This window comes from Acidianus sp. HS-5 (assembly GCF_021655615.1).
Classification (GTDB): domain Archaea; phylum Thermoproteota; class Thermoprotei_A; order Sulfolobales; family Sulfolobaceae; genus Acidianus.
The window spans coordinates 658,864-680,574 of sequence record NZ_AP025245.1 but is presented as its reverse complement, the minus strand read 5'-3'; the positions used below and the strand labels follow the sequence as shown (position 1 = coordinate 680,574).

At 34.4% G+C, this 21,711-nt stretch carries 25 protein-coding genes; 7 read left to right on the top strand and 18 right to left on the bottom strand.

The features are described from left to right. Positions 1-141: 141 nt before the first annotated feature. The 9 genes from HS5_RS03585 to HS5_RS03550 form a co-directional block, all read right to left on the bottom strand. Positions 142-366, bottom strand: coding sequence for a hypothetical protein (locus HS5_RS03585; RefSeq protein WP_236753455.1), 225 nt, complete (start codon positions 364-366; stop codon positions 142-144). An 87-nt stretch (positions 367-453) separates the two neighbouring features. Then, positions 454-726, bottom strand: coding sequence for a HEPN domain-containing protein (locus tag HS5_RS03580; RefSeq protein WP_256445564.1), 273 nt, complete (start codon positions 724-726; stop codon positions 454-456). Continuing rightward, positions 707-856 (bottom strand): HEPN domain-containing protein, encoded by a 150-nt coding sequence (locus HS5_RS14470; RefSeq protein WP_256445563.1) that lies wholly within the window; start codon positions 854-856, stop codon positions 707-709. The genes HS5_RS03580 and HS5_RS14470 overlap by 20 nt, the downstream gene beginning before the upstream one ends. After that, the gene (locus tag HS5_RS03575) at positions 853-2,157 is read right to left on the bottom strand and encodes a glycosyltransferase (protein ID WP_236752776.1); all 1,305 of its coding nucleotides are present in this window, start codon (positions 2,155-2,157) and stop codon (positions 853-855) included. The genes HS5_RS14470 and HS5_RS03575 overlap by 4 nt, the downstream gene beginning before the upstream one ends. 49 nt (positions 2,158-2,206) lie before the next feature. Then, positions 2,207-2,512 (bottom strand): hypothetical protein, encoded by a 306-nt coding sequence (locus HS5_RS03570; RefSeq protein ID WP_236752774.1) that lies wholly within the window; start codon positions 2,510-2,512, stop codon positions 2,207-2,209. 66 nt (positions 2,513-2,578) lie between these two features. Continuing rightward, positions 2,579-3,193 (bottom strand): hypothetical protein, encoded by a 615-nt coding sequence (locus tag HS5_RS03565; protein WP_236752772.1) that lies wholly within the window; start codon positions 3,191-3,193, stop codon positions 2,579-2,581. A gap of 125 nt (positions 3,194-3,318) precedes the next feature. Beyond that, positions 3,319-3,612 (bottom strand): antibiotic biosynthesis monooxygenase, encoded by a 294-nt coding sequence (locus HS5_RS03560; protein WP_236752211.1) that lies wholly within the window; start codon positions 3,610-3,612, stop codon positions 3,319-3,321. Further along, entirely contained in the window at positions 3,609-4,631 is a 1,023-nt protein-coding gene (locus HS5_RS03555; protein ID WP_236752771.1) for a hypothetical protein, read from the bottom strand. The genes HS5_RS03560 and HS5_RS03555 overlap by 4 nt, the downstream gene beginning before the upstream one ends. A gap of 6 nt (positions 4,632-4,637) precedes the next feature. Then, complete coding sequence (locus HS5_RS03550; protein ID WP_236752769.1) at positions 4,638-6,086, bottom strand: cytochrome ubiquinol oxidase subunit I; 1,449 nt, start codon at positions 6,084-6,086, stop codon at positions 4,638-4,640. Between the two features lie 274 nt (positions 6,087-6,360). Between HS5_RS03550 and HS5_RS03545 the strand changes: the two genes are divergently transcribed. The 3 genes from HS5_RS03545 (at position 6,361) to HS5_RS03535 (ending at position 8,496) form a co-directional block, all read left to right on the top strand. After that, positions 6,361-6,726: a helix-turn-helix domain-containing protein gene (locus HS5_RS03545; protein ID WP_236752768.1), complete on the top strand. Its 366-nt coding sequence runs from the start codon at positions 6,361-6,363 to the stop codon at positions 6,724-6,726. A gap of 102 nt (positions 6,727-6,828) precedes the next feature. After that, complete coding sequence (locus tag HS5_RS03540) at positions 6,829-7,206, top strand: MarR family transcriptional regulator (protein ID WP_236752767.1); 378 nt, start codon at positions 6,829-6,831, stop codon at positions 7,204-7,206. A 30-nt stretch (positions 7,207-7,236) separates the two neighbouring features. After that, the gene (locus HS5_RS03535) at positions 7,237-8,496 is read left to right on the top strand and encodes an MFS transporter (protein ID WP_236752765.1); all 1,260 of its coding nucleotides are present in this window, start codon (positions 7,237-7,239) and stop codon (positions 8,494-8,496) included. A gap of 74 nt (positions 8,497-8,570) precedes the next feature. Here HS5_RS03535 and HS5_RS03530 read toward each other — a convergent pair whose 3' ends face one another. The 3 genes from HS5_RS03530 to HS5_RS03520 form a co-directional block, all read right to left on the bottom strand. Further along, positions 8,571-12,491, bottom strand: coding sequence for a protease pro-enzyme activation domain-containing protein (locus HS5_RS03530; protein WP_236752763.1), 3,921 nt, complete (start codon positions 12,489-12,491; stop codon positions 8,571-8,573). 103 nt (positions 12,492-12,594) lie between these two features. Next, positions 12,595-12,909, bottom strand: a complete 315-nt coding sequence (locus HS5_RS03525) for a Rieske 2Fe-2S domain-containing protein (protein ID WP_236752761.1) — start codon at positions 12,907-12,909, stop codon at positions 12,595-12,597. Between the two features lie 30 nt (positions 12,910-12,939). Further along, positions 12,940-13,398 carry a zinc-ribbon domain-containing protein gene (locus tag HS5_RS03520; protein ID WP_236752755.1) on the bottom strand — a complete coding sequence of 153 codons (459 nt, stop codon included), beginning with the start codon at positions 13,396-13,398 and terminating at the stop codon, positions 12,940-12,942. 449 nt (positions 13,399-13,847) lie between these two features. Between HS5_RS03520 and HS5_RS03515 the strand changes: the two genes are divergently transcribed. Continuing rightward, positions 13,848-14,255: a hypothetical protein gene (locus HS5_RS03515; RefSeq protein ID WP_236752753.1), complete on the top strand. Its 408-nt coding sequence runs from the start codon at positions 13,848-13,850 to the stop codon at positions 14,253-14,255. Here HS5_RS03515 and HS5_RS03510 read toward each other — a convergent pair. Continuing rightward, positions 14,238-14,555 carry a PaREP1 family protein gene (locus HS5_RS03510; protein ID WP_236753454.1) on the bottom strand — a complete coding sequence of 106 codons (318 nt, stop codon included), beginning with the start codon at positions 14,553-14,555 and terminating at the stop codon, positions 14,238-14,240. The genes HS5_RS03515 and HS5_RS03510 overlap by 18 nt on opposite strands. A gap of 93 nt (positions 14,556-14,648) precedes the next feature. Here HS5_RS03510 and HS5_RS03505 point away from each other — a divergent pair, with 93 nt between their 5' ends. Beyond that, positions 14,649-15,008, top strand: a complete 360-nt coding sequence (locus HS5_RS03505; RefSeq protein ID WP_236752751.1) for a hypothetical protein — start codon at positions 14,649-14,651, stop codon at positions 15,006-15,008. Positions 15,009-15,423: 415 nt separating this feature from the next. Here the strand turns inward: HS5_RS03505 and HS5_RS03500 are convergent, their stop codons facing one another. From HS5_RS03500 to HS5_RS03490, 3 genes are all read right to left on the bottom strand, one after another. Continuing rightward, positions 15,424-16,182 (bottom strand): hypothetical protein, encoded by a 759-nt coding sequence (locus HS5_RS03500; protein ID WP_236752750.1) that lies wholly within the window; start codon positions 16,180-16,182, stop codon positions 15,424-15,426. A 914-nt stretch (positions 16,183-17,096) separates the two neighbouring features. After that, a complete protein-coding gene (locus HS5_RS03495; RefSeq protein WP_236752747.1) occupies positions 17,097-17,582 on the bottom strand; it encodes a hypothetical protein in 486 nt (161 codons plus the stop codon). A 70-nt stretch (positions 17,583-17,652) separates the two neighbouring features. Beyond that, the gene (locus HS5_RS03490) at positions 17,653-17,955 is read right to left on the bottom strand and encodes a winged helix-turn-helix domain-containing protein (protein ID WP_236752742.1); all 303 of its coding nucleotides are present in this window, start codon (positions 17,953-17,955) and stop codon (positions 17,653-17,655) included. Positions 17,956-18,316: 361 nt separating this feature from the next. Here HS5_RS03490 and HS5_RS03485 point away from each other — a divergent pair, with 361 nt between their 5' ends. After that, positions 18,317-18,508: a hypothetical protein gene (locus HS5_RS03485; protein WP_236752741.1), complete on the top strand. Its 192-nt coding sequence runs from the start codon at positions 18,317-18,319 to the stop codon at positions 18,506-18,508. A gap of 975 nt (positions 18,509-19,483) precedes the next feature. On the opposite strand, the gene HS5_RS03480 is transcribed toward HS5_RS03485, so the two are convergent. Continuing rightward, on the bottom strand, positions 19,484-20,512 hold the full coding sequence (locus tag HS5_RS03480) for a hypothetical protein (RefSeq protein WP_236752739.1): 1,029 nt from the start codon (positions 20,510-20,512) through the stop codon (positions 19,484-19,486). Positions 20,513-20,585: 73 nt separating this feature from the next. Beyond that, positions 20,586-21,263, bottom strand: coding sequence for a hypothetical protein (locus HS5_RS03475; RefSeq protein ID WP_236752738.1), 678 nt, complete (start codon positions 21,261-21,263; stop codon positions 20,586-20,588). Positions 21,264-21,374: 111 nt separating this feature from the next. Here HS5_RS03475 and HS5_RS03470 point away from each other — a divergent pair, with 111 nt between their 5' ends. Further along, positions 21,375-21,680, top strand: coding sequence for a hypothetical protein (locus HS5_RS03470; protein ID WP_236752734.1), 306 nt, complete (start codon positions 21,375-21,377; stop codon positions 21,678-21,680). Positions 21,681-21,711: the final 31 nt, after the last annotated feature.

Genomic DNA, 21,711 nt, shown 5'->3' with positions numbered 1-21,711 from the left:
GACTGAATAATTCCTAGATATTGTATAGTATAACCTATAAGGAATATCATAATGATTAATTTACTAAATAATTCTCTTAAGCTCTCTATATTAAATATCCTGCGTACTTAGATGGAATTGAAGTATTTAATATATCTCTAATTATTTAATTATAATATATTTCCCTGCAAATTTAAGGAAATCTTCTTTCTCTTCTTCACTTATAAATACTAGATCAATGATTTCAGAAATCTCTTCAGGTAATGAAGAATGAATAGATATTAATAACTTACTTACTTCTTCCTTCCTCAAATTCTTAATTACTAAAGCTAAGTCTAGATCGCTTACTCCCATAGTTCTTCCCTTTATTACAGAACCGAATACAATAATTTCCTTAACATCAGCAAATTTTTCAGCATTCTTTAGTACTTCTTCAGCATTTTTTTCAATTCTCTTCCAGAAAATTAATCCTCTCTAGTCCGAACACCACTTGTTATCCCAGACTTCCTTAACTAGTTCAATTATCTCCCTTACAGTATTTAAACAAATTTCAGCGTCCTCCTTTGTAAGTCCTGAGGATAAATATTGTCCTCTACTCCTTGCATCCTCCAGGAGAATTAGTTCTCCCCTTCTTTTCCTTATAAAGTCTTGTATTTCATCTTTCATTACCATTGTAGATAAAAGGGAGAGTAACTTTCTAATTTCGTGAGATTCAGGAAATGAAAACCTAGAAAGGAAATCTAGCATTTATTGAAAGTTCTGCGGAGATTTGAGAAAGCACTCCGCTCACGTCATAAAGATCTTTGTCTAGTGCGTCCTCCGAAGCTTTTAAATAGTCTAAAGCTCTTCTGCAGAAGGTGAAAGGTAGATTGCTCATCTACTTCCCCATTTCTTCTTCAAAACGGTAAATGTCGCAATTATTTCTGCGAAGAACATTAAAGGAAATGCTGATAAACCTAGAATGAAGCCCTTTATGTTCTTTCTAAAGTGAACAAATATCATCAAAAGCATTATACTGCTTGCTAAAGAAGATAACTCTCCCATGAGGTTATGTAACATAAAGAATTCAAAATAGAAAGGATCAATATGCCTGTACACGAAGGAGGGATCAACATAGGGCGTGTGCATGAATCCTCCAATCCTCCTTATAATGAGGAAGTAGATTGCATGAGCAGGATCTTCCCATATTCTAGCCAATATGCGTGGGTGTAAAAACAGATGCCTAAGCATGATTTCTATGAATGTAAGATCGGAAACTATAATTAGCAATGGTAAAGTATTCCAGTAAATCAGACTAAAGGCGTAAAATACTCCTTTCTTAAAAATCGAGCCGTCAAAAATTTCCTTAAACATGAAGAAGTTGTTTGCCCTATACCACCTAGTTAACTGCTTAAAGAATGTTGAGACGTTATCAGGAGCCCTAGTTTTCACTATAACGTCTTCGACTATTTCAACCTTCATACCTGATTTGTATATGTAGTCAGTTAACTGTCTATCATCTCCTAATATTGTTGAAAAGCGGAAAAACCTTACTTCATCGTATTCCTTTGATAAAATGAAAGGCTTAATTATGTCAGTCCTTGCAACTATACACTGCCCGTTTAAGGTTAACACTGAACCGAAAATTGACAACGCCTTATACGTTATCCTCCTTAATAACTGAACTACTTCAGAAGAATAATAAGCTAACTTACTCTTTCCTCTGATTATTTTAATTTCAGGAGAAACTGCTACGACTTTACCTTGTATTGCAGATATAAGCCTTTTTACTCCTCCTTGAGGTAAAATAGTATCGCTATCTAGGAGAAGTACGTAAGGAGTTTTAACAAACTTTATTCCTTCCTTTATTGCTTTCCTCTTACCCCCTTTCTTTATGCTTACGAAGGTTCCATCTTCATTTTCAACTATTGACTTATAAGGCTCAGATACTCCATCACCTACGACTATGAACTTTATCTTCTCCCTCTTCACTGACTGTATAACTTTTTTAAATAATGATATATTCTCATTATAAACGGGAATAACTGCAGTTACGTTTCCGGAAACATTAACTTCCTGAGTATGAGTTTTTTTACCTTTTTTGACGGAAGATAACAATAGAGTAAAAGTAATATAAATAAAGGTAAAAGCTGAAACGAGTGTGGAAGTAATTAAATAAATTTCGATATCGAATCTCATCTAGTAAATCTTGCATGTTAAATATATAAAGGTTACTAACATACCAGGCTTAATCCCCAATCCATCCATGTATGTAAGCGAAGTACTGGTAAAACGGATTTATATTTAGAGGTATCGCTATGACAACCCATATTATAAATCCCAACAACAGTAGCAAAGACATTCTTGCGAGCTCTTTATTTTCCTTCCTTGTCATATAATACATTAAGACCGAACCTACGGGACCTATTAAGTAAAGTAAACCCAGCCACCTAAATTCATCTCTCCTGAAGAATATCATATAAAAAGTACCTATAATATAACCTATTCCGGCGGCTATTCCGCTTAATAACCATCCTAATTCCTTTTTGTTCATAAATTATTATCACATTTCATGATTTTAAGTTCTGTGCAGAATATGTGGTAAAAAATGTTATTTTTATTAACTTATGCCATAAAGGAACAGAGACATTCCAAGCACTTGAGATAAATAAAGAGCAGGAACGAAACCACTTGCAGCAAACATTCCTCCTGAGCCTAAGACGACTATTGCTAATATTGTAGAAATCATTTTAGCTTTATTACCCTTAAATAGCAAAGCCTTAGCTGCTAAGAACAATATTAACCCTGAAGCAGGAATCGTAACCATGGAAGAAGTTCCTGAAGGCAATGCAGGATAATTGGCAGGAACATAACCTTCAACAATTGTGAAAGGTTTATACACAATAGTAATTAAAAGAACTGCTGTAGCAAATGCCGAGTAATAATAATAAATCTTTTTCCACTTTTCCGGAACTTGTTGAACAGAACCTAAAGAAAGTATTAACACAAGCTCCGCTACGATAAACATGTAGAGGGCAGCCAAGGGATAATTACATACTCCAAGAGCAAACATCTCCTGCTCTAATGCTGCAATAAAATAGGAGACGAAACCTAAAAACCAGAATAACCACATTACGCTTTTACTTTTTGCATATTTCCTCCAAGATAAATAGCTTAGGATTATACTCAGTATTAAACTAACTGATGAGAATATTAAGGCTTCTCCCTGATTCATAATCTAACATTATGTATAGAATTTATAAAATCTTCTAAAAAATTGATATTTTAATTATAATCTATATTAATCTATATATTAAGGATAAATTTATTATATTAAGAAAGAAAAATGATTTGTCTTTTTTATGTGTTTATTTCTTGGAATATTCTGTGGTACGGTCTTCCTTCAATTATTTGTTTACCGTAATCTGTGGTTGATTTAAAATCCCTGCTTAGCATGAACTTCCTGAAGGATTCTAAATCCTTCCACTCACTATAAATTAAGTACTCACTGGGGTTATCAACGTTCTTGTAAAGCTTACCATCAATAAAACCAACATTAGAAGACTTTAACACGTCAACAACCTTCTTGAAGATCTCCTCAAACTCACTCTCATGACCCGGTTTTACCTTATAATAAAGACCAACATTAATCATTTCGTTGTCACTTTTTTGCTCTCAACTCTTTCAGTTGCAACCTTATATAGCACTTTATAAGATACTGCAGTGATTCCTCCCAATACTAGTAAGCCCGCCATTCCCAGAACTATGGAACCTGCGGTTAATGTTGCAGGATTAGTTAATAGTAATGAAGCCGGAACTCCTGGTAGAGGTCCTATAGTACCTTTAGGAACTATGTCTTGCAGAATCCTTCCTTGGGTAAATGCACCGAACATCAGTGCACCTATGAAAGTCAGTAAGAATATCCAAGCTTGCCTGAAAGGAACGTTTTTAGTAGTTGCTATGTATAAGTAGGCATAAAGTAGTATAAGGTATATCCAGAACCCTGCATTTCCTATAGCACTGTTAAATACTACAGGCAACCACTCGTAAGCACTTACTAAGAACAGTATGTTAGCTAGAGTTAACCCTAGGGCTCCTATTAATAGCCTCTCCTTAATTCCGTAGAATACTACCGTAAAGTATACTACGTACATTACTACTCCTATGAAGAATACCCAGTTTAATGCATTGAAGAGCATTTGAGTATAGTTAGGAGTTATATCCAGTGTTAGCAGGTTATGAACACAGAATCCGTAACCGCTGAATACAGAAGTAAATAGAGTGTTACCAAGGAACGCTACTATTAGAGCAAAAGGTAATGCTACAACTAAGAACGCTTTCTCCATCGAATGCTTACCTAGAGTTGATGAACCTTCCGCAACTCCTATGCTAAAGTGGTGGAATGCTAGCATTATTATCAAAACCATTAGAGGCGCATAAAGCACTGCACCGGTTACAAACATTACTGGAGCAAATATTGTATCCAGAGATACTACTAGATAGACTAGTGAAGTTCCTATTATTGCCCACAGAGAACCTATAGTTATTAGCATTTTCTCTCTGTAATTCTCATACCTGCATACTGGAGTCATTACTACTGATCCTGCTTCAATCATAAAAACTGTTACAAACCATGATAAAGGTATAAAGAAGAATAAGACGAATCCGTTCATTTTAATTCACTTCCTTTTGATATTTAATGGGCTTGTTCCGCCAGTATTTGCAGCCATTATAAGTCTCGCAGAGCTGACATCTGCAGATACTTCCTTACCGCTGAATAATTTCTTTAACATATATAATGTTCCAGCAACTGCTATTGCAAGAACTATCATTATTGAAATTCCTATAGGCAATACTTCTGGACTATTGTTAAATCCTTCTGCAGTCAGCATTACATATTGTATGCTATAAAGTCCAGATGTTGTCTGTGTCATAGGTCCCCATATTACGAAAGGTTGTCTTCCAGTTTCTGCAGCAACCCAACCGGATTCCCATGCTACTAGCTGTAGCCATCCTAAGAGGAACATTGCATATAGAGGAATCTTATTCTCAGCAGGATTATCTAATCCAAAAGCCTTGAATAAGGAATTCTTTGGATGCCTCCAGAAAGAGTACGCCAATATCCATGCAACTAAAGCTCCTAATATTCCTAGTGTAGCATGAAGGTCATAAGCATTGTGTGAAATGTACCATATTGGATCCCAGTCTGCCTTAACGAAGCTGGAATATCCTAAAACTAAGGCATGAGGATTAGGAGGCCAAGTCGATAACAAGCTTAGTACGTCGGGTATTTTTATTGGGCCTAATGCCATCGGAGCTCCCTTAGCGGTTTGCATTACTCCTTCTAAAGTAGCTAGCTTTAGCGGTTGATAATTGTACAGTGTCTTACCGGCATTATCTCCAGCCCAGCCTAAGAAAATAGCATCTAGCGCACCTAAGTAGGTTGACAATTTCAGACCTCTATTATAGTACTCTTTCTCGTCAGTTGTCATATTCTTTTTAGTTAACTTTCTAAATGCAAAATATCCTGCTACTGATCCGAAGCCTACGAACCATGCTCCTGCTAATCCCATAGGTACTTCTGCTAACGCGGCAACTGGTAACGATGCGCCTAATGGATCTACTCCGGTTAATTGTCCGTTTTGCACGTAAGCTTGTATGTTAAATCCTGTTGGAGTATTCATCCAAGAATTTACTAAGATTATGAGCATTGCTGAGGCAGAAGTACCTACTCCTACTAATCCTCCGACTATCATGTGTGCAGTCCTGCTCATCCTGTCCCATCCATAAAGGTATAATGCTAGGAATATTACCTCAGTGAAGAATGCCATTACTTCTATGTCGAAGGGCAGTATATCTATTTGATTAACTAAGTACATCCATTTATACCACACAGTTATGAACTCTACAGCTATTGCAGCACCCGATGCTGCACCTATAGCAAATAGCACTGCCATTACTACTGACCATCTTTTAGCTATTGCTAGGTAGTATGGATCATTCTTCTTGTAAGCTAAGTATTCTGCAGCTATTATGAAAAATGGTAGAGATATTGCCCAATAGGTGTATAGCATATGTAATCCCATTGTGTATCCTGCGAGTACTCTATCGAATATTTCCAAACTCACTTCATTTCACCATTATAAACTTTGAGTGAGAAATATTTAAATATTTCCATTTTTAACACACTTTATCATATAAATTCTGGTTTATAATGGTAATTATATTAATTTAAGAATTATACCTTAGAGATACTCTTTGGTACAATATGAGAATTTCGTCTGCAGAATTTCTATTAAAGTCTTAATGGTTTGGTGCAAAAATGTTATTTAACGGTATTGATTATAAATATAAGGACAAATCTATAATGGACTTTAAATAATTGCTATGATAATGACGAATATGGAAAGAAAAGTTAAATTTCCAGATGGTAGGGAAGTCGAGGTTATTGCTATTTTCAAATTCGTTTACGGATTAAGCGATTCTGAACTTGAGATTCTTAAGTTATTAGTTAATACTGGAGGTAAACTTACGGCTGAGGATATAGCTTCTTCATTGAACATTTCTAGAAATACTGTAACTAAGCCCGTGAATATGTTGGTATCTAAAGGCCTAGTATTGAGAGACAAGGAAAAAAACGGGTCCAGAAGTAGACCTAGGCTCGTTTACTTTGTAACTCCAGATATTTATCATAAGTTATTGGATGATCTGCAGAGAGTCGTTAAGGATACTCTTAAAGAAGTTTCTAATATTTGGAAAAATACTTAATTTTCTTGATTTGTTTATTAAAGTTTTTTAAAACTCTGTTAAAGAAAGTAATGAAAGTTATTTATAATGACATTTTATAAATTTTAAAAACGAACTCTACACATGGAGTTTAGAATCCAATTTCCAGATGGAAGGCAAGTGGACTTCCATAAGCTCATAGAGTTTCTTTACGGTATAACGGATAGCGAGATGAATATTTTACACTTACTCCTATATACTGATGAAAAACTTACGGTGGAGGATATATCAGAAAGGTTGAAAATTGCTAAAACCTCAATAAGTAAGCCAGTGAATATTTTATTAACCAAAGGATTAATTATGAGGGATAAAGTTGAAGGAGAGAGTAAAAGAAGGCCTAAATACCTTTATTATACCGATAAGAGCGCTGTTTATAATAAAGTAATAAGTGATCTTGACGCAATTGCTAAAATCTTTTGTGAAAAATATAAATCTCACATAGAGACCGCAACGGTAAAATAAATTTTTAAATTCTTTAAACAAGATCAATTCATGCAGAAGTTAAGATCTTTCTTCGTATCCTCTGCAGGATTTTTCTTGGACGGTTACGATTTATCCGTAATATCTTTTGCGTTGTACTTCATAACAGAGGAAATGAGGTTAAACTCCTCTGAAGAAGGTTTAGTTTCTTCAGCATCATTAATTGGAATGACTGTAGGTGCATTAATTTTCGGATTTCTTGCAGACAAGGTAGGCAGGAAAAAGCTCATGGGGATTGACCTAATATTCTTCATGGTTTTCGGAATAACCTCAGCGTTATCGCAGGATTTTACTCAGCTGTTCATCTCTAGACTACTTTTGGGCATAGGTATTGGAGGAGATTACCCAGTATCATCAACAATAATGAGCGAATTCTCTCCGGCTAGAAGTAGAGGAAAATATCTAGTAGCCGCAATTTCACTATACTGGGTGGGAACTCTAATAGCCTCAGTAGCTAATCTCACATTCCTGGGGCTTTACGAATTTTGGAGATACACTTTCCTATTTGGAGCTCTAATTTCCCTGCCTATAATCATTCTTAGAATAAAACTCGACGAGTCTCCCAGATGGCTTGCGTCTAAAGGGTTACTGGCTAATAAGGAGTTAAATACTGAAATCGAGAATAAGGGAGTTAACGGAATAAAAGAATTGTTTAAGAATCCCCTTCTACCTTACGTTTTAGCAGTTTCATCAGTATGGTTCTTGTTCGATGTAGCGTCTTACGGTATAGGTTTGTATTATCCTCTAGTCCTTAAGGAGTTCGCTTTTCCATCAAATGTTGAAGTTTTGTACTCTACAATGGCTATAGCTGTAGGTGCATTATTAGGTTATTTAATTGCAGTCTCAGCAATCGACTCTCTGGGCAGGAGGAAAGTACTCCTTATAGGTCTAGGAGGAATGGCTTCCTTACTAGTTTTAGGAGGAGTAACGATGATTAAAGGTGCCGTGTTAGTTCCATATTTCATGAGTTTTGTAGCTTTAGAACAGTGGGCAGGAGCAGTAACTCTATTCTATCCTACAGAAATATTCCCTACCTCTGTTAGATCTACCGCACAAGGATTTGCTACCTCTGTAAGCAGGATAGGGGCAATACTTGGAGTTTACTTCTTCCCATCAATGGTTCACTCGCTGGGATTTTCAGCCTCATTAATCGTGTTCGGAATTACCTCGGTTGTGGCATTTGCACTATCTTTCATAACTTACAGAGAGACTAAAAGGAAAGAGTTGGAAGAAACTACCATAGGCAAGATACTACCTGCCAGTAATAATTGAGATAACACCTTAACATTGAGGAGCAAGATATATAATAATTTGAAAAAGAATTATTAAAAAATTAAAGTAAAAAATTATTTTCTTTTTAGTAACCCTAATATTCCTATTATTATCGCTATTACAGCCAATATTATAGCAACATAACTTACTGTAGATATACTACTCTTTGCAGAATTCAAGCAATTGTATTCATGGCTTATAGAGCTCGATAAGCTATTGTTTACTGATGTTATAGAAGATGATAAATTGCTCTTTTCGTTGTTTAAGCAGTTTTTCAAGTGGTTTATCGAACTATTCAAGTTACTATTCAAACTCTCTAACTGGTTTTCGAAGTTAACTGTTACTGAGGACTCTTTGTACAAACCATCCGTTTGTATTGCCTTTATTTCCAGAGTGTAACTTCCGTCAGGATATTTGGTAGTGTTCAGAGAGTAAGTGAATGTGCCATTACCTGTAAATTCTGCAATCTCCTGACCGTTTAACAGCAGGAATACTTCACTTACATCAGCACCACTAACGCTAAATGTAACTTTATACACTCCGGTAATGTTCTGGTCGTTAGTAGGTGAGGTTATGGTTATTAATGGCAACGCTGGAGATATCCCGCTTACTTTTGAATTCTGCATTGATATAACTGAGTTCATCAAATTGATTCCGTCAACTGTAGAGCTTACTAAGGTTATGTTAGACTTATGCAAGGTTAAGTTATCCGCAGTTGACTCCACTAAGCTTATCATAGAGTTTACAAACTCTACGTTAGTTAATTTACTATCAACTATTGTAACATGACCCACTATTGTATCATTTATTAGCACGTCGTTTGTAAGTGTGCCGTTAGTTATTATTTTATCGTCTATTAATGCTGCATCGTAACTCTGGAAGCCGTCTATAGTCTTTCCTTCAATTGTAGTATATGGCATTACGTAAGTTGTCCCCGCAAAAGTTGTTGAAACTGAAGTTGAGTAACCGCAGGCTGACTCTCCGGTAATTAATATCTTGAAAGGTGCACCGTAGTAGTTTAATCCAGCTAAATAAGTTAGGTTGCCCGGTGAGAGCGTTGAAGGTAATGTAACGTTTCCTACCCACAACCCTAGCTCTGAGTTATACCATAGAGGTAACTCTACTTCTATGCTTATTTGTGAATATTCGAAGCATAAGGATTGAGGATACACTGTTGCTGAATACATTCCGTACTTTACTTCATTACCGTTAGAATCCGTTATATTAGCGTAAACTGTGAGAGTTTCACCTTCATATGAGTAGGACTGAACTTTAACATTAACAGTGGATGGCTTCTGGACGTATATCTGACCGTAGAAGCTACCGTTAATGTATTGCCCTAAAGTATATGAGAAGTAACTTGAGTGTAGTAAAATCGTATATAGACCGGGAGTAGCATTACTTGGCACGTGAAGCTCTCCGAAGTACTCTTCTTCACAGTTAAGGAATATGTGAGCAGTACTAACTACAACACCTTGAGGAGTAACTAACTCTGCACTGACGTTAGAACCGTAAAGTACAGCACAATATTCTGGTACTCCTAAAGCTTCTGAAGTATATACAGTTAATGCTAGAGGAGGCTGTATCGTGCCTTGTATTATAATATTCTCTCCTGGGTAGACACTACCTGGTTCTTCAACTACTGGAGGCAGTATGAATAGACCGAAGGGAGATTCTCCTTGTATTGAAACTCCGTCAGTAAATGCCACGTATCCAAATGCGTTGTTAGCAATAATTAAGTAGTCTCCTGAGGATATTGTAGGATAATTACCAACCCAAGCTATCCCTTGAGGAGTTTCAGTCTCATTAAGTGTAACGTTAGCTACAAAAACGTAAGAATTATTCAGTATGCAATACTTGTAAATGCTTATGTTAAGTGTCGGCATAGTGAACAGCTGTCCCATGGAATCAGTAACGTTTGCCACTATAACGCATACGCAAGCCAATACTGGAACGAAGGTTTGTGGTAGGAGGAATTGTACGTAATATCCAGAAAATACTTCATCAACGCCATAACCTTTAATTCCAGAAGAATTCCCTGTGACTGTCACAGACAATATACCGTTAGCGTTTGAGGGTAATGTAACTACTCCTAACCATATGTGTAAGGTCGGGTTATAAACCATTGGTACTTTTGAAATATTGCCCATAGTTGTGCTTATAATTGCAGTAAATGAGCCCGAAGAGACAGGAGTTCCATTGTAAGTTATATTCGCAACTATTTGTATAGTCTCTCCAGGGAAGTATTGAGGCTGAGGCATTCCAGTAGAATTAAATACGTGAACTTCAATGCTGAGTTCCTTCTTCATAGTTGTAATATTGTAGTAATAAGCAAACTCTCCGACGTTTAGTGTTCCGAATCCAGTAACCAAGTTATATCCATAACTCGCAGTCCAAGGTATGTTATACCCGAAAGTTATCGGGTTAAACACTTTCGGATAAATTGTCGAGTTTTCTCCGAACATGAAGACTACAGGATTTAAGTTACCCAACTCAGTGTGGGCATAATTCATTACTAGAGCCAATAGTCCTGCAGTTAGAGGAGAAGCTTCACTAGTTCCTCCAGTTATTTCAGTAACATTACACGGGAATATTATGTATACTCCAGGGTAGACGTTAGCGTTTGCCGAAATTCCAGGAGAAGTTTTCCCTGCAGGGTAAGTTGTAGGGGTTGGTATACTCCACTCGTAGTAAGGTTTTGGTTCCACTATGCTTACTCCTCCAGTAGAACCTCCGTAGTTCACGTCGTTGGGTACGAAGCCGTAGTTAGACCAAGCAGTTTGAGTTGAATTTCCTGGAAATTGTATGTAAGTTGTAGTACCTCCTAGAGCAGTTACGAAAGGAGAAGTTGAAGGATAGCCTACAGTACCTATAGGTCCGTTACTGTAACCTACTCCTCCTCCATCTCCGCTACTGGCTAAGAAAGTTATTCCCTCTGCAGAACCTAAGGCATAGTAAACGTCTCCCATATAAATACAATAGAATAATTGGGCACCGACTGACGATATATCCGACTCAGGAATGCTGAAGCTTTGAGATAGATCATCAACCTTGTCTTGACTTACTATGCACGCAATTACTGCGGATAGAGGTAAAGCGCCGTTTGCAATATAGAGAGTAATGTTTGCCTTGGGAGCCATTGAATGTGCACTTTCAACATCTAGGCTTATTTCTCCAGCCCAACCAGAATATATTCCCGTGCTGGGGTCGTAAGGACCTATTGGTATTACAGTGAAGTTTGTTGGAGGTAAACCCGTAACTTTATCAAAGTAAGCTAACTGCTGGAAGATGTAAGGATCTCCGTAGAAGTCAAGAATTCCTATATTATACCCTTGCCCGTAGTCACCCACTGCATAAAGTGATGTCGCATTATAGACCTTTTGTAGCGCAGGTGGCCAATAAGCCTCGATTGGTGCAGTAGTATTAACAGAGGAGACCTTTGATGCTAATTGTTGCATGTCTTTCTGACTAATTAAGAACTGTGGGTGAGAGAATAGGTCAGCTGTGAGGTTCTGCGAGACTATTGTAACTCCGGGTATTTTAGAAACTCCGTAGGATTCGTAGAATGTGAGCGTGCCGTTAGTGTAAACTGCGAAATTCAAACCTAGATAATTATGAATCTGTGCTACAGTACCTTCTGCAACGATAACTGAATCAAGTGATGTAAGGACTATTTTAAAACCGTCCGCCTTAAGTTGATTTAAGACGTTCTCGTACTCTTCTTTTGGTAAGAACTGCTGTATTTGAGACTTTGTCAGGAAGTGATGGTAGAGCGGTGATGATGGGTTTGAAGTCTCCTCAGCATAATAGAATATCTTGCAGGTACATTTCAGAGGGATATAAACTGCGAAGATTACTTCCTTATTCTGCGATAAGCTTCCTGTTTGTTTAAAGCCAGGTGGAGTTAATGGCTGAGATTGCGAATGGTATAGCGGTAGGAATTGAATAGTTGCAAAAACTAAGAGGAACAAAATTATTATGGATTTAGTACGCATACACCTATTTAGGTATAAAATTATTTAAACATTATGTTGAATTATTCTTATCGAGAAGAAATGGGTATAAAGTTAAATAGCTAATATGAAATAAAAATTACATTCATTTTCTAGGCAATTCTGGAATTATTGGCTTGCCGTAAAATTTAACTCCTGAAGGTGTAAATTCAACCTTAACTAACTTACAGTTAGAGGGACATGGAGTTTTAGAGTTAGGTATCTTCAGAAGCTCTCCAGTTATTAGGCTGAAGACTGCGTGGTGGAAGGGACACTCTATAGTGTCTCCTTCAATTCTATAACCTTCAGACAAAATAGGTCTATTTTTATGTGGGCAGACTGCTAGGAAAGAGTATTCTTTGCCTTCCTTCTCGTAAATCATTATTGGATATTTTCCTTCGTAAAGGAATGTCTTAATCATAAAATTAAAAAGAGTCTGTAATTTAAAACGTTAGCCTAAGACGTAGACTAAGATAACTATCATAACATAAGCAATAACTACTGATGTTATTACGGGAATTGTAGGGAATTTCCTTTTGTTCTGTACTATAGGCCCTGTTTCCTGCTTCAAGGGATAACCGCACCTCAAACAACTAGTGGCAGTTACTGGATTTTCAAAACCACATCTGGGGCAAACCACTACTTGAGGCTGAGGAAATACGTAACCACATCTCAAGCACTTGCTTGCATCTCCTGGATTAATGTAACCACAAACTGGGCAAACTTTAACCATGGGCTTCTCTGTAGGACTTAACGTGGGTGTATTATCTATTGTGTTCGTGGGTGTGCTACTATTTGTTGCACTTACAGTACTTTGAGTTGCTGAAACGTTACCTAAGTAGTATCCGCATTTTTGGCAAACAAATGCGTTATCAGGATTCAAATACCCACATCTAGGACAAGCTTTCATAACTTCATATCAAATTTTCATGTATAAAATATTTATCATAAGTACTGTTTTGTGGGATAGTTCAATTTTTATCAAAGTTCACGTAAAACTTACTTTTAGCTAACGTCCAATTTTGAATTTAATAAAAGCAAACGATCTTAATACCTAAGAAAATTGAAGCACACAACAAAGCATATAAGTACTTATATTCAGTTAAACCTTGAAGATCAAGGGTAAAACATGGGACGACGCATACACGCTTAACTACGTAAAACGTAATCATATGTTCAGACAGTGTTTCTATATATACTATATTATCCTGATCTTTAAGACATAACCAAGTATACACTAAATGTGAAGTATTTTTAGAAATCATAATTGAATAAAACCTTAAAGTTTTAAACTTAAGCAATGAGGACGCAGTCCAATCTGGAAAATAATTAATTTAAGAAGATTAATAAAAAAATAACATGAAAAGCTACCTTTTTGCGATTAAAGGATCGTCTCTTCATACTCTTTTATTTTCAATAGATAAAGATAGCGAGTACTTTACATATTCTGGGTTTCTTGTGGAAAATGGAGATATTTCTCTACCTCTAGAAGAACATTATAATCTCTCAGCGTTTTCCACAGCTTACTACATTGCGTCAAGGAAAAAGAAAACTTATACTCTACTACAAAGACACTACTACGAAGGAGCAGTCCCTCTTTATATGATCCTAAAGACTGACGACGAGAAAAAGGTAATGGAGAAGGCTTTGAACGTATTTAAGGATACACTTACAATGATGGGGTTAGGTTTAATATTTAAGATCCCTTCATCATACCTTGAATTATTGTCAGCCGACTATGTGAAGTTACTAAAGAAATGGTTCTAAGATTTTACGTAACTTTTTAACGTTCTCGGCATAAAATTTAATTTTGTTTTCATCTAACCTAGTTTCGTGAAAACCCTCCACGTGAAGAATCCACGCACTCTTCCATATATCCTTAATTTCAGGATAAAATACAAAGAGCTGTAAGGAAGCATCAAATAGGTACTCAGATTTCCACCTATCTTCCTTTTTAACCTTAGATAAAACACTAACATTCTTCTCAGTTGCTAAGAGTTTTATTGCTTCTTCTGCTGCTTTATAGAGTTTCTCTGATGCTTGTATTAAGTCTCCTTTCTTTAACAGTTAGTCAGCCTCTTCCAAGTAAATGTCTGCAGAAGTTCTTAAGCTTAACATCATTATATACTTCTTCTTTCTAAATAATAAATATGGTGAAAAATGAGGGAAGCTTTCCTAATATTGGGAAACGATTTATTAAGAATTGTGTGCAATTTCAATGAATGCGAGTGGTTTATTCTTGATCAAAACTGTTCTCTTGATATAGTTAACATTAAGAGGAAAGGGAAAGTTAGAATAAGCGGAAATGCAGAAAACCTCCAGGTTTTTAAGATCATCTTGTCGTTCATTCTTTCAGGAAAGGACCCAAATGATGCAGTCTGCATACAAAAAAGTGAGAGGACGGAATGCATAAAGGGTGATGAAGGCATAGGAATAATGGAAGGTAAATGGAGTGGTAGAATTTTCTTTAACGAGGAAGAGTTAGAGAACTTTTTAAGAACTTTGAATAAAAAAGAGTAATTAACCTAAAATAATATTACTAGTCGTTCTGCATTTTTTGATGATTCGAATTACCGATAAAGTTTTTAGATTTATGTTTGATTAATTGAAAAGTGTAAAGCTATAGAAGTAGATAATGTTGCTTAATTCTCTTAAACTGAGGAACTCCATAGATTCGTTGAAATATGTTTATGAAACTACCTAAATTTATTAAAAATTTTTAAGACATGTTAAAGTAGGACAAAAATTGCTATAATATTGTTTCCTTATCTCTTCTTAATTTCTGCTCTTGTACATATTAGCATTATCTATTCGTATATGTATTTAGATTAATTATCTTTCAAAGATTGCATTTAAGTTATATATAAATTTATTAAATCAATTATATTTTTGATCTTAAATTTGTTTAAAGGATATACGTATACCTTTGTAAAATTTATATATTAAACCAGAATTTTATTCTTTTAAAAGCTTGGATTTTAATAATCTCTACCTCGTGGTAGGTCTTTCCTTGATTTTCCTTTATTATTCTAATATTAGGTAGATATTCTAGTCTTACGGACTTTATTACTTTCTTCCCACTTTTAGTAAGGTAGGTCTTAGCTCTAAATAACATAGTGATATTGAAAGGTTCTATGATAAAATAATCCATTGGAGGAAAATACTTTAGGTAAAACTCATATTTATAAGTGTAAATTTCTCCCGACTTAATTTCTACATCACTATCTAGATTGAAGATGTAGTATTTATCAATGCTCTCTTCCAAATGTATTTGCTTATATTCCCTTCCAATAAATGTAACTGGTTTATCCACGCACACGTCACCAAAAATCTTGATTGTAGCTCCCCTAAGAGGTAATGAGGAATTATTATAAAGCTTATTTTCAATTGTATGTTTCATTATTATAAATTTATCAGTAACATCGACTATCTCGTTTACAACTTTATACTCTAAACTAACTACATAAATTGGTAATGCCGTGTAGCCATTTTCTCCTAGTCCTAAATCTTTACATTTAACTATTAAGCCAACTTGTTCTCCCTTTTTCAGTAAATTTGTGAGAGTTTGAGAATGAATGCTTATCTCCTTTTTTATACTGGAAAAGTTAATACATAAAGAGCCGCTTCGTTCAATTAAATTATTAACCGTCTCAATTATATTCATTAGTTCTCTTTCAATGGCATGTCTGTTCATAAATATTCTTTGGTACAAAATAATTTAAATATTTCGGTTATTGTAGTTTTTCTGTACGTTGTTCAGTCATTTTGTAATGGGACTAAATTAACCGTTAGCAAATATAGTAAAAACTTACAGACTTAACTATCTTAAAAGATTTTAAAACTATACTGCGGAAAGTTAAGCACTGTTAATAGATTATTTAACCTTAACCTTTATTTCGCATTAAACGGTCAATGTTTGATGTAGCTCAAAGGCTTATTTTAGGTTAAAATCTTTTTTACTTTCTTAAGCTTCGGAATACTCTATTCTAGTATATTCACTAATTGCAAGAATAGCTTATGAGAAAACATACACTAGTTCAGATTATCTTAAAAATTGTTTAAAATTATGTGTTAAATTTTTGAGATAATTGGAACAATTTATGAGAGAGAACGCATAGCTTGTCAGCATTAAAGTCTTACTTCACATTCACGGAACTAGCATTGAAGTATGCAGGTATATTCAAGGTTAGGGATGGTAGAAATGGCAGGCTAACATTAAAGTTGCTGTACTTCAAGATGATCATCGTGCTTTGTTTAACTCAATTTCTTTAGGTGTTAAGCCTATAAGTTTTCATAAAATTCTAAATCGTGCTAATTTAAAGGTAAGTAAACTTTGATAAAAATTGAAGAATTCCACAAGATATTGTAATTACATAGTCTTTTTCATAATAGTTACAAAGGACTAGCTTAAGATGTTAAAAGTGAACCATATAATGAAATCTAAGATATGCTTAGTATCGATAAAATCATCTATTAGTATTGGAGAAAGTCTGCAGTGCTAATAAGAGTCTCTGGAGTAATGTATGTTAAGTGTTACCGTTTTAGGTCATTTAGTATTTATATTATCTGTACTTTCTTAAACGCTTAGTACCGTTTTATTACTCTTGATTAAGTATTAGATACTAATATGTTTTTAGTTGATTTACAAGTGGAAAACCATGTGTAAAACATGTGTAAAATTAGTGTGATAATTATGCTTATTCCTGCACCAAGAGGTACCATTATGATGAGCGAACGAATCCCGAGATTAATTACTTCGTAATCTCCTAAAACGAGAATTGAAGCAGTTATCGAAAGTATTCTCAATAGTCTTGAGTTTTTTCTTAGATCGTTTGATTTATACCTTATCTCATTTATTAATGTTATTATATAAAAAAGTTCTTCAATTTCCTTACGTATCTTATCTGACTCTCTCATTATCTTATTACTTATTCTATCTAGGCTGGGGTTCTCAAATATTTTATAATAGTATATTATCTCCTCCAGTAAGTTACTTAATTCACTACTACTGAATAAGTTCTCAGCTTTTTCCAAAAATTCTATAGAAAGTTTATGTTTTACAGATGTATTTAATGCTTTATATAAATTATCCATTTTACTTGCAATATAAAATGATACTGTGAGGAAAAGCAAATCTATGCCAATAACAATAAAAAAGGGTATATCAATGCAGTTCCTCCTTTAATTTATTTATTAATTCCTTCATTTCTCCTTTCATTTCTTTAAACTTAGTTAATTTTTCAAGGACCTCGTCTCCCTTTTTTGTTATGAAATACAGGTTACCCTTCCTGATTATCAATCCATTATTTTCTAAAAGTGGTAAATATTTGTTTGCGACCTCAAAGGTCAAGTTTGCGGAATACATTAACCTCGTTTTATTAATACCGCTTATAGAGTTTTTACATACTTTTAAAATGTCATGATAAATGTCATACTTATCCCTCTTTCTCTTATTAAATAATGCCATAAAATATTAATTAGCCAAAAATTTATAAGCTTTACGCCCAAAAATAAGGTTCATTGTATATAGCTTTGAATTATAGTTATTATAGAGAAATTTTTATTTAATGTATAATAATCGTTAAGAGTATGTTCTTATGCATCATCTTATTTGATAATTTATAGTAAAATTTATGTAATATCATATATTCCTTTAAACGAACCTTGTTAAATATCGTTCTCTATATAGATGTAGATCCCATAACGTTCAAGGGGATAATACACAACTATCCCCTGGAAGGTACAGGAAAATATGAGGGAGTGCGTAACCATCTAGTGCAGAATATTGTAAAAAGAAGATAGTAAAGTTGCAAATATAATAATTGTAGATGCTGCTAAAAGGAGAAGAAACTGGCAATATTAGAGGGGGAGAATACATAACCTTCTTCGTAACGCTTATGTTAGGGTTAATGATTATGGGAAATCTCTTTATATATAATAATGCACCGATTTGGGTTGATGGAGAAGTAAAAAAGGGATATAAGACAATCAGGACTGAGAGAATACATAACCGTCCCTAAGCCCACACCGTTCTCCATAATATATAAGCATCCTCTAACCCCTGGATCTATTACTACAACGATATCAATTAAGGAATGTATTTTCAATTATATTAATAATTTCACTATTACTTATAGAATAAGATTACTACATGAGAGCACACCCTAATTAAATTCTTCTTTCATTATAGTCTTACTATTATGTATAGAAATAGCATCAGTTATTTGACTCATATTCACATATTTTATACTTTGTTTTCAACTCGTAAATCCGCTAAAAAGTGTTACAAGTGATTAAAATAAGCTAGATAGTTAAAATAATATAAATAAGTTAATTAAAATTGTTATCCGTCTAATTCTAAAGGTGGTAACTATCTTTGGGAATTGTCTATATAAATATATGTTAGAAGATTTTACATATTTAAGGTAATAAATTATACATTTTATGAAAATACGAGTAAATCTATCGTACTATATGATAATGAATAACGTAAAGGTATGTGCGAAATGCGTAATACCAACATATGCTTTAACCCTCTTTATTCAAAGTTCTCTAGCTCTTCGTCGTCAAAGAAAATTTTACGCTCTACTTACCCTCATCACCTTTATACATTCTATTCTTCCACTTTGTATCATTGAGATTCAGAATAAATAAGGTTACATTCTCATACAGTCGTCTTCTTAAACAATTTATAACAATATTATCCCAAATAATCTCTAGTATATTATGTTCTTTCAAATATGCCTAAGTAATCACTTGTTAAAGTAGATCACAGTGCTAATAACGGTAAGTAAGAAATAACTAGTTATTTTCGGGCTCTGATAACATTATTAGATTGTATTGACAATGCCAGTTGTCATTTAAAGAAGAGATTTCTAATTACAATTTTATTATAAGTTATTGAAATGACTACAGAACAACACTCTCCTCTTATTAAATAGACTCATGTGGATATTTATTAGCCAAAATTATAGTATTTTTAATAAATGATCACCTTAATATACTAGCATTGAAAGGATCTTACTCAGAAGAACTATTACGCCTATTATTATTAAAGATAACAAAAAGGAATAAATTGATATAAACAATAGAGGATTTATAGCAAACAAGCCTTCCATAATGCAATATGGCAAGAACTCAGGGACTATAAGGAATCCAACACTGTCTTCTCTAAATCCGCTTTTACCACTATTGAGTAAAAATGTCACATTAGAGGTTTGGCTTATTGTTTTATTCCCGACTAATTGTAAATTACTTTCATTAGAGTAAAATAGAACAGCCAGAGGTAATTTGAATATGAATCTACTCACATTTACTGGTAAAATTAATGTAATATTCTTACAACTGGGGACTACTCCTATTCTGAAAGAAACTCCTATCTCCTTCTCTGTAAGGAATGAATCAACGTTGGTAGAAGTCCATTGTGCCTTAGTTAATGCTGTATTAACTGAAAATATTGTGAAAAAAACAATAAAGAATAGAATAAAGAGCGAAAATAACACCATTTTTGTATTAATACTTCTCCTTCTTCGTATAACGCTAATCTTATTCCTATCAATAATCTCTGATGCGATGTATATTCCGAAAATCGTAAGGAGAGCATAAATTTTTCCTTCACTACTGTTTAGGATTGATATTGCATTACCTATGTAAGGTATTGACAAAGGCTTACCAAAAATTACTGGTACAAAGGCCTTTATCCAGCACCTCTTTACTATCCAAGGGTCAGGGAATTCATTATGTATTCCTTTAGTTATGTACCCGCAAGGTTTCTCCTCAATAACCTCGTGAACTATATAATGATTATAAAATGGTGGTTCATATGCAACAATTTCCCCAATGTGCGGATTTCCTATTAAAGGCATTATGAAAACTAGACAACCTGGATTAAGTTCCGGCACCATTGAGTTAGTAGCCTCAATGTTCCAGCCATAAGGTAAGCCAAAAAAATATTGTGAAATTAGGCTAAATACTATAGACGCGAGTATTAAAGATAAGAAGGCGTAAGCTAAAATCCTTAACAATCTAATCACCATTCATAACATAATTAATAAAAGGATTTAAAAAATATTTTACCTTAATTTTATATTATTACTTTCAACTACTACCCATATACGTTGCAGTTACGTACATCATGAAGGATAACGTTGTTCCTGGCGGTACGTTAGCAGTCACTATTGTCAACGTTATCGGTACCTCAGCACCAGGGCCTAGTTGGAAGGTTATTGTTGTTGGTGCGGGTGGTGGTGGAGGTGGAGTAGGAGTTGTTGCTGGTGGTGGTGGAGGTGGTGCTGGTGGATCATCTACTGATGTGTTATAGACATATATTGAAGCGCATTTTGGTGCATCTACTGTTAATGTTATCGTGACTGGTTTATTTAAATTATTCTTGATAAAGAATACATCACTTAATATTTCTAGACTATTTGGAGCAACTTTACCAAAGTTTATTTGCAGATCTCCTTGGCTATTAATGTATGCGAAGGGTCCTGTTTGAGACTGCAAGCTGTGGTCGTTCGGTATTAATGCAATGTTTGCTGCGCAGTCATTAACTACGTATGCAACTGCTGTCCTTGGCGCGAAATACACGAAGTCCATCGATACTACTAGGCTTAATAGGAAGATTCCTGCTACAACTCCTAGTGTTAGGGCTTTGGTTTCTGTTCTCATTTTTCTTCTGAATATTACCTTGTTTTCGCCATTTAAAAATATAACGTCTAATCTAAATAAATGGATAATATGAATATCTAGAGTTAACATATTCAAAGTACTCACATAAGCAATTGAATATAAGAAAATTACACCTTTCATTTATGGCAAAAGAATAGTTTATTCACGCAGATTAAACAGACAGTATTAAATATAAAATAAGGAATACATACTAATATGATAAGAGCAATTATCTTCTTTGTACTAGGAGTACTTCTTATATTATCAATAGGTTTCGTGTACTCTTACTTTTTCGAGAACCAAACCGGAGTGAAAGCTACTGCTTATGTTACCAATATTATTGAAACTACTAGCGGAAAGATAATGATTCATAACATTTATTGTTTTACCATTAACGTAAGATATGGTTGCCATACTCTAACCCTCTTGCCCGGAGAATCTAAGTGTATTTCTAATGCAACTGAAATATACATCACATCACCTTATAGGCCTTGTTTCTTATTGATAGTTAACCTTAAGTGAAAGATTTAAAAATTTGGCGAAATATTAATTA

Excerpts from the sequence above, each read along its gene's own strand:
- HS5_RS03580 (WP_256445564.1), bottom strand. The coding sequence starts at position 726 with ATGCTAGATTTCCTTTCTAGGTTTTCATTTCCTGAATCTCACGAAATT.
- HS5_RS14470 (WP_256445563.1), bottom strand. The coding sequence starts at position 856 with ATGAGCAATCTACCTTTCACCTTCTGCAGAAGAGCTTTAGACTATTTA.
- HS5_RS03575 (WP_236752776.1), bottom strand. The coding sequence starts at position 2,157 with ATGAGATTCGATATCGAAATTTATTTAATTACTTCCACACTCGTTTCA.
- HS5_RS03570 (WP_236752774.1), bottom strand. The coding sequence starts at position 2,512 with ATGAACAAAAAGGAATTAGGATGGTTATTAAGCGGAATAGCCGCCGGA.
- HS5_RS03565 (WP_236752772.1), bottom strand. The coding sequence starts at position 3,193 with ATGAATCAGGGAGAAGCCTTAATATTCTCATCAGTTAGTTTAATACTG.
- HS5_RS03560 (WP_236752211.1), bottom strand. The coding sequence starts at position 3,612 with ATGATTAATGTTGGTCTTTATTATAAGGTAAAACCGGGTCATGAGAGT.
- HS5_RS03555 (WP_236752771.1), bottom strand. The coding sequence starts at position 4,631 with ATGAACGGATTCGTCTTATTCTTCTTTATACCTTTATCATGGTTTGTA.
- HS5_RS03545 (WP_236752768.1), top strand. The coding sequence starts at position 6,361 with ATGGAAAGAAAAGTTAAATTTCCAGATGGTAGGGAAGTCGAGGTTATT.
- HS5_RS03540 (WP_236752767.1), top strand. The coding sequence starts at position 6,829 with ATGGAGTTTAGAATCCAATTTCCAGATGGAAGGCAAGTGGACTTCCAT.
- HS5_RS03535 (WP_236752765.1), top strand. The coding sequence starts at position 7,237 with ATGCAGAAGTTAAGATCTTTCTTCGTATCCTCTGCAGGATTTTTCTTG.
- HS5_RS03530 (WP_236752763.1), bottom strand. The coding sequence starts at position 12,491 with ATGCGTACTAAATCCATAATAATTTTGTTCCTCTTAGTTTTTGCAACT.
- HS5_RS03525 (WP_236752761.1), bottom strand. The coding sequence starts at position 12,909 with ATGATTAAGACATTCCTTTACGAAGGAAAATATCCAATAATGATTTAC.
- HS5_RS03520 (WP_236752755.1), bottom strand. The coding sequence starts at position 13,398 with ATGAAAGCTTGTCCTAGATGTGGGTATTTGAATCCTGATAACGCATTT.
- HS5_RS03515 (WP_236752753.1), top strand. The coding sequence starts at position 13,848 with ATGAAAAGCTACCTTTTTGCGATTAAAGGATCGTCTCTTCATACTCTT.
- HS5_RS03505 (WP_236752751.1), top strand. The coding sequence starts at position 14,649 with ATGAGGGAAGCTTTCCTAATATTGGGAAACGATTTATTAAGAATTGTG.
- HS5_RS03500 (WP_236752750.1), bottom strand. The coding sequence starts at position 16,182 with ATGAACAGACATGCCATTGAAAGAGAACTAATGAATATAATTGAGACG.
- HS5_RS03495 (WP_236752747.1), bottom strand. The coding sequence starts at position 17,582 with ATGGATAATTTATATAAAGCATTAAATACATCTGTAAAACATAAACTT.
- HS5_RS03490 (WP_236752742.1), bottom strand. The coding sequence starts at position 17,955 with ATGGCATTATTTAATAAGAGAAAGAGGGATAAGTATGACATTTATCAT.
- HS5_RS03485 (WP_236752741.1), top strand. The coding sequence starts at position 18,317 with ATGCTGCTAAAAGGAGAAGAAACTGGCAATATTAGAGGGGGAGAATAC.
- HS5_RS03470 (WP_236752734.1), top strand. The coding sequence starts at position 21,375 with ATGATAAGAGCAATTATCTTCTTTGTACTAGGAGTACTTCTTATATTA.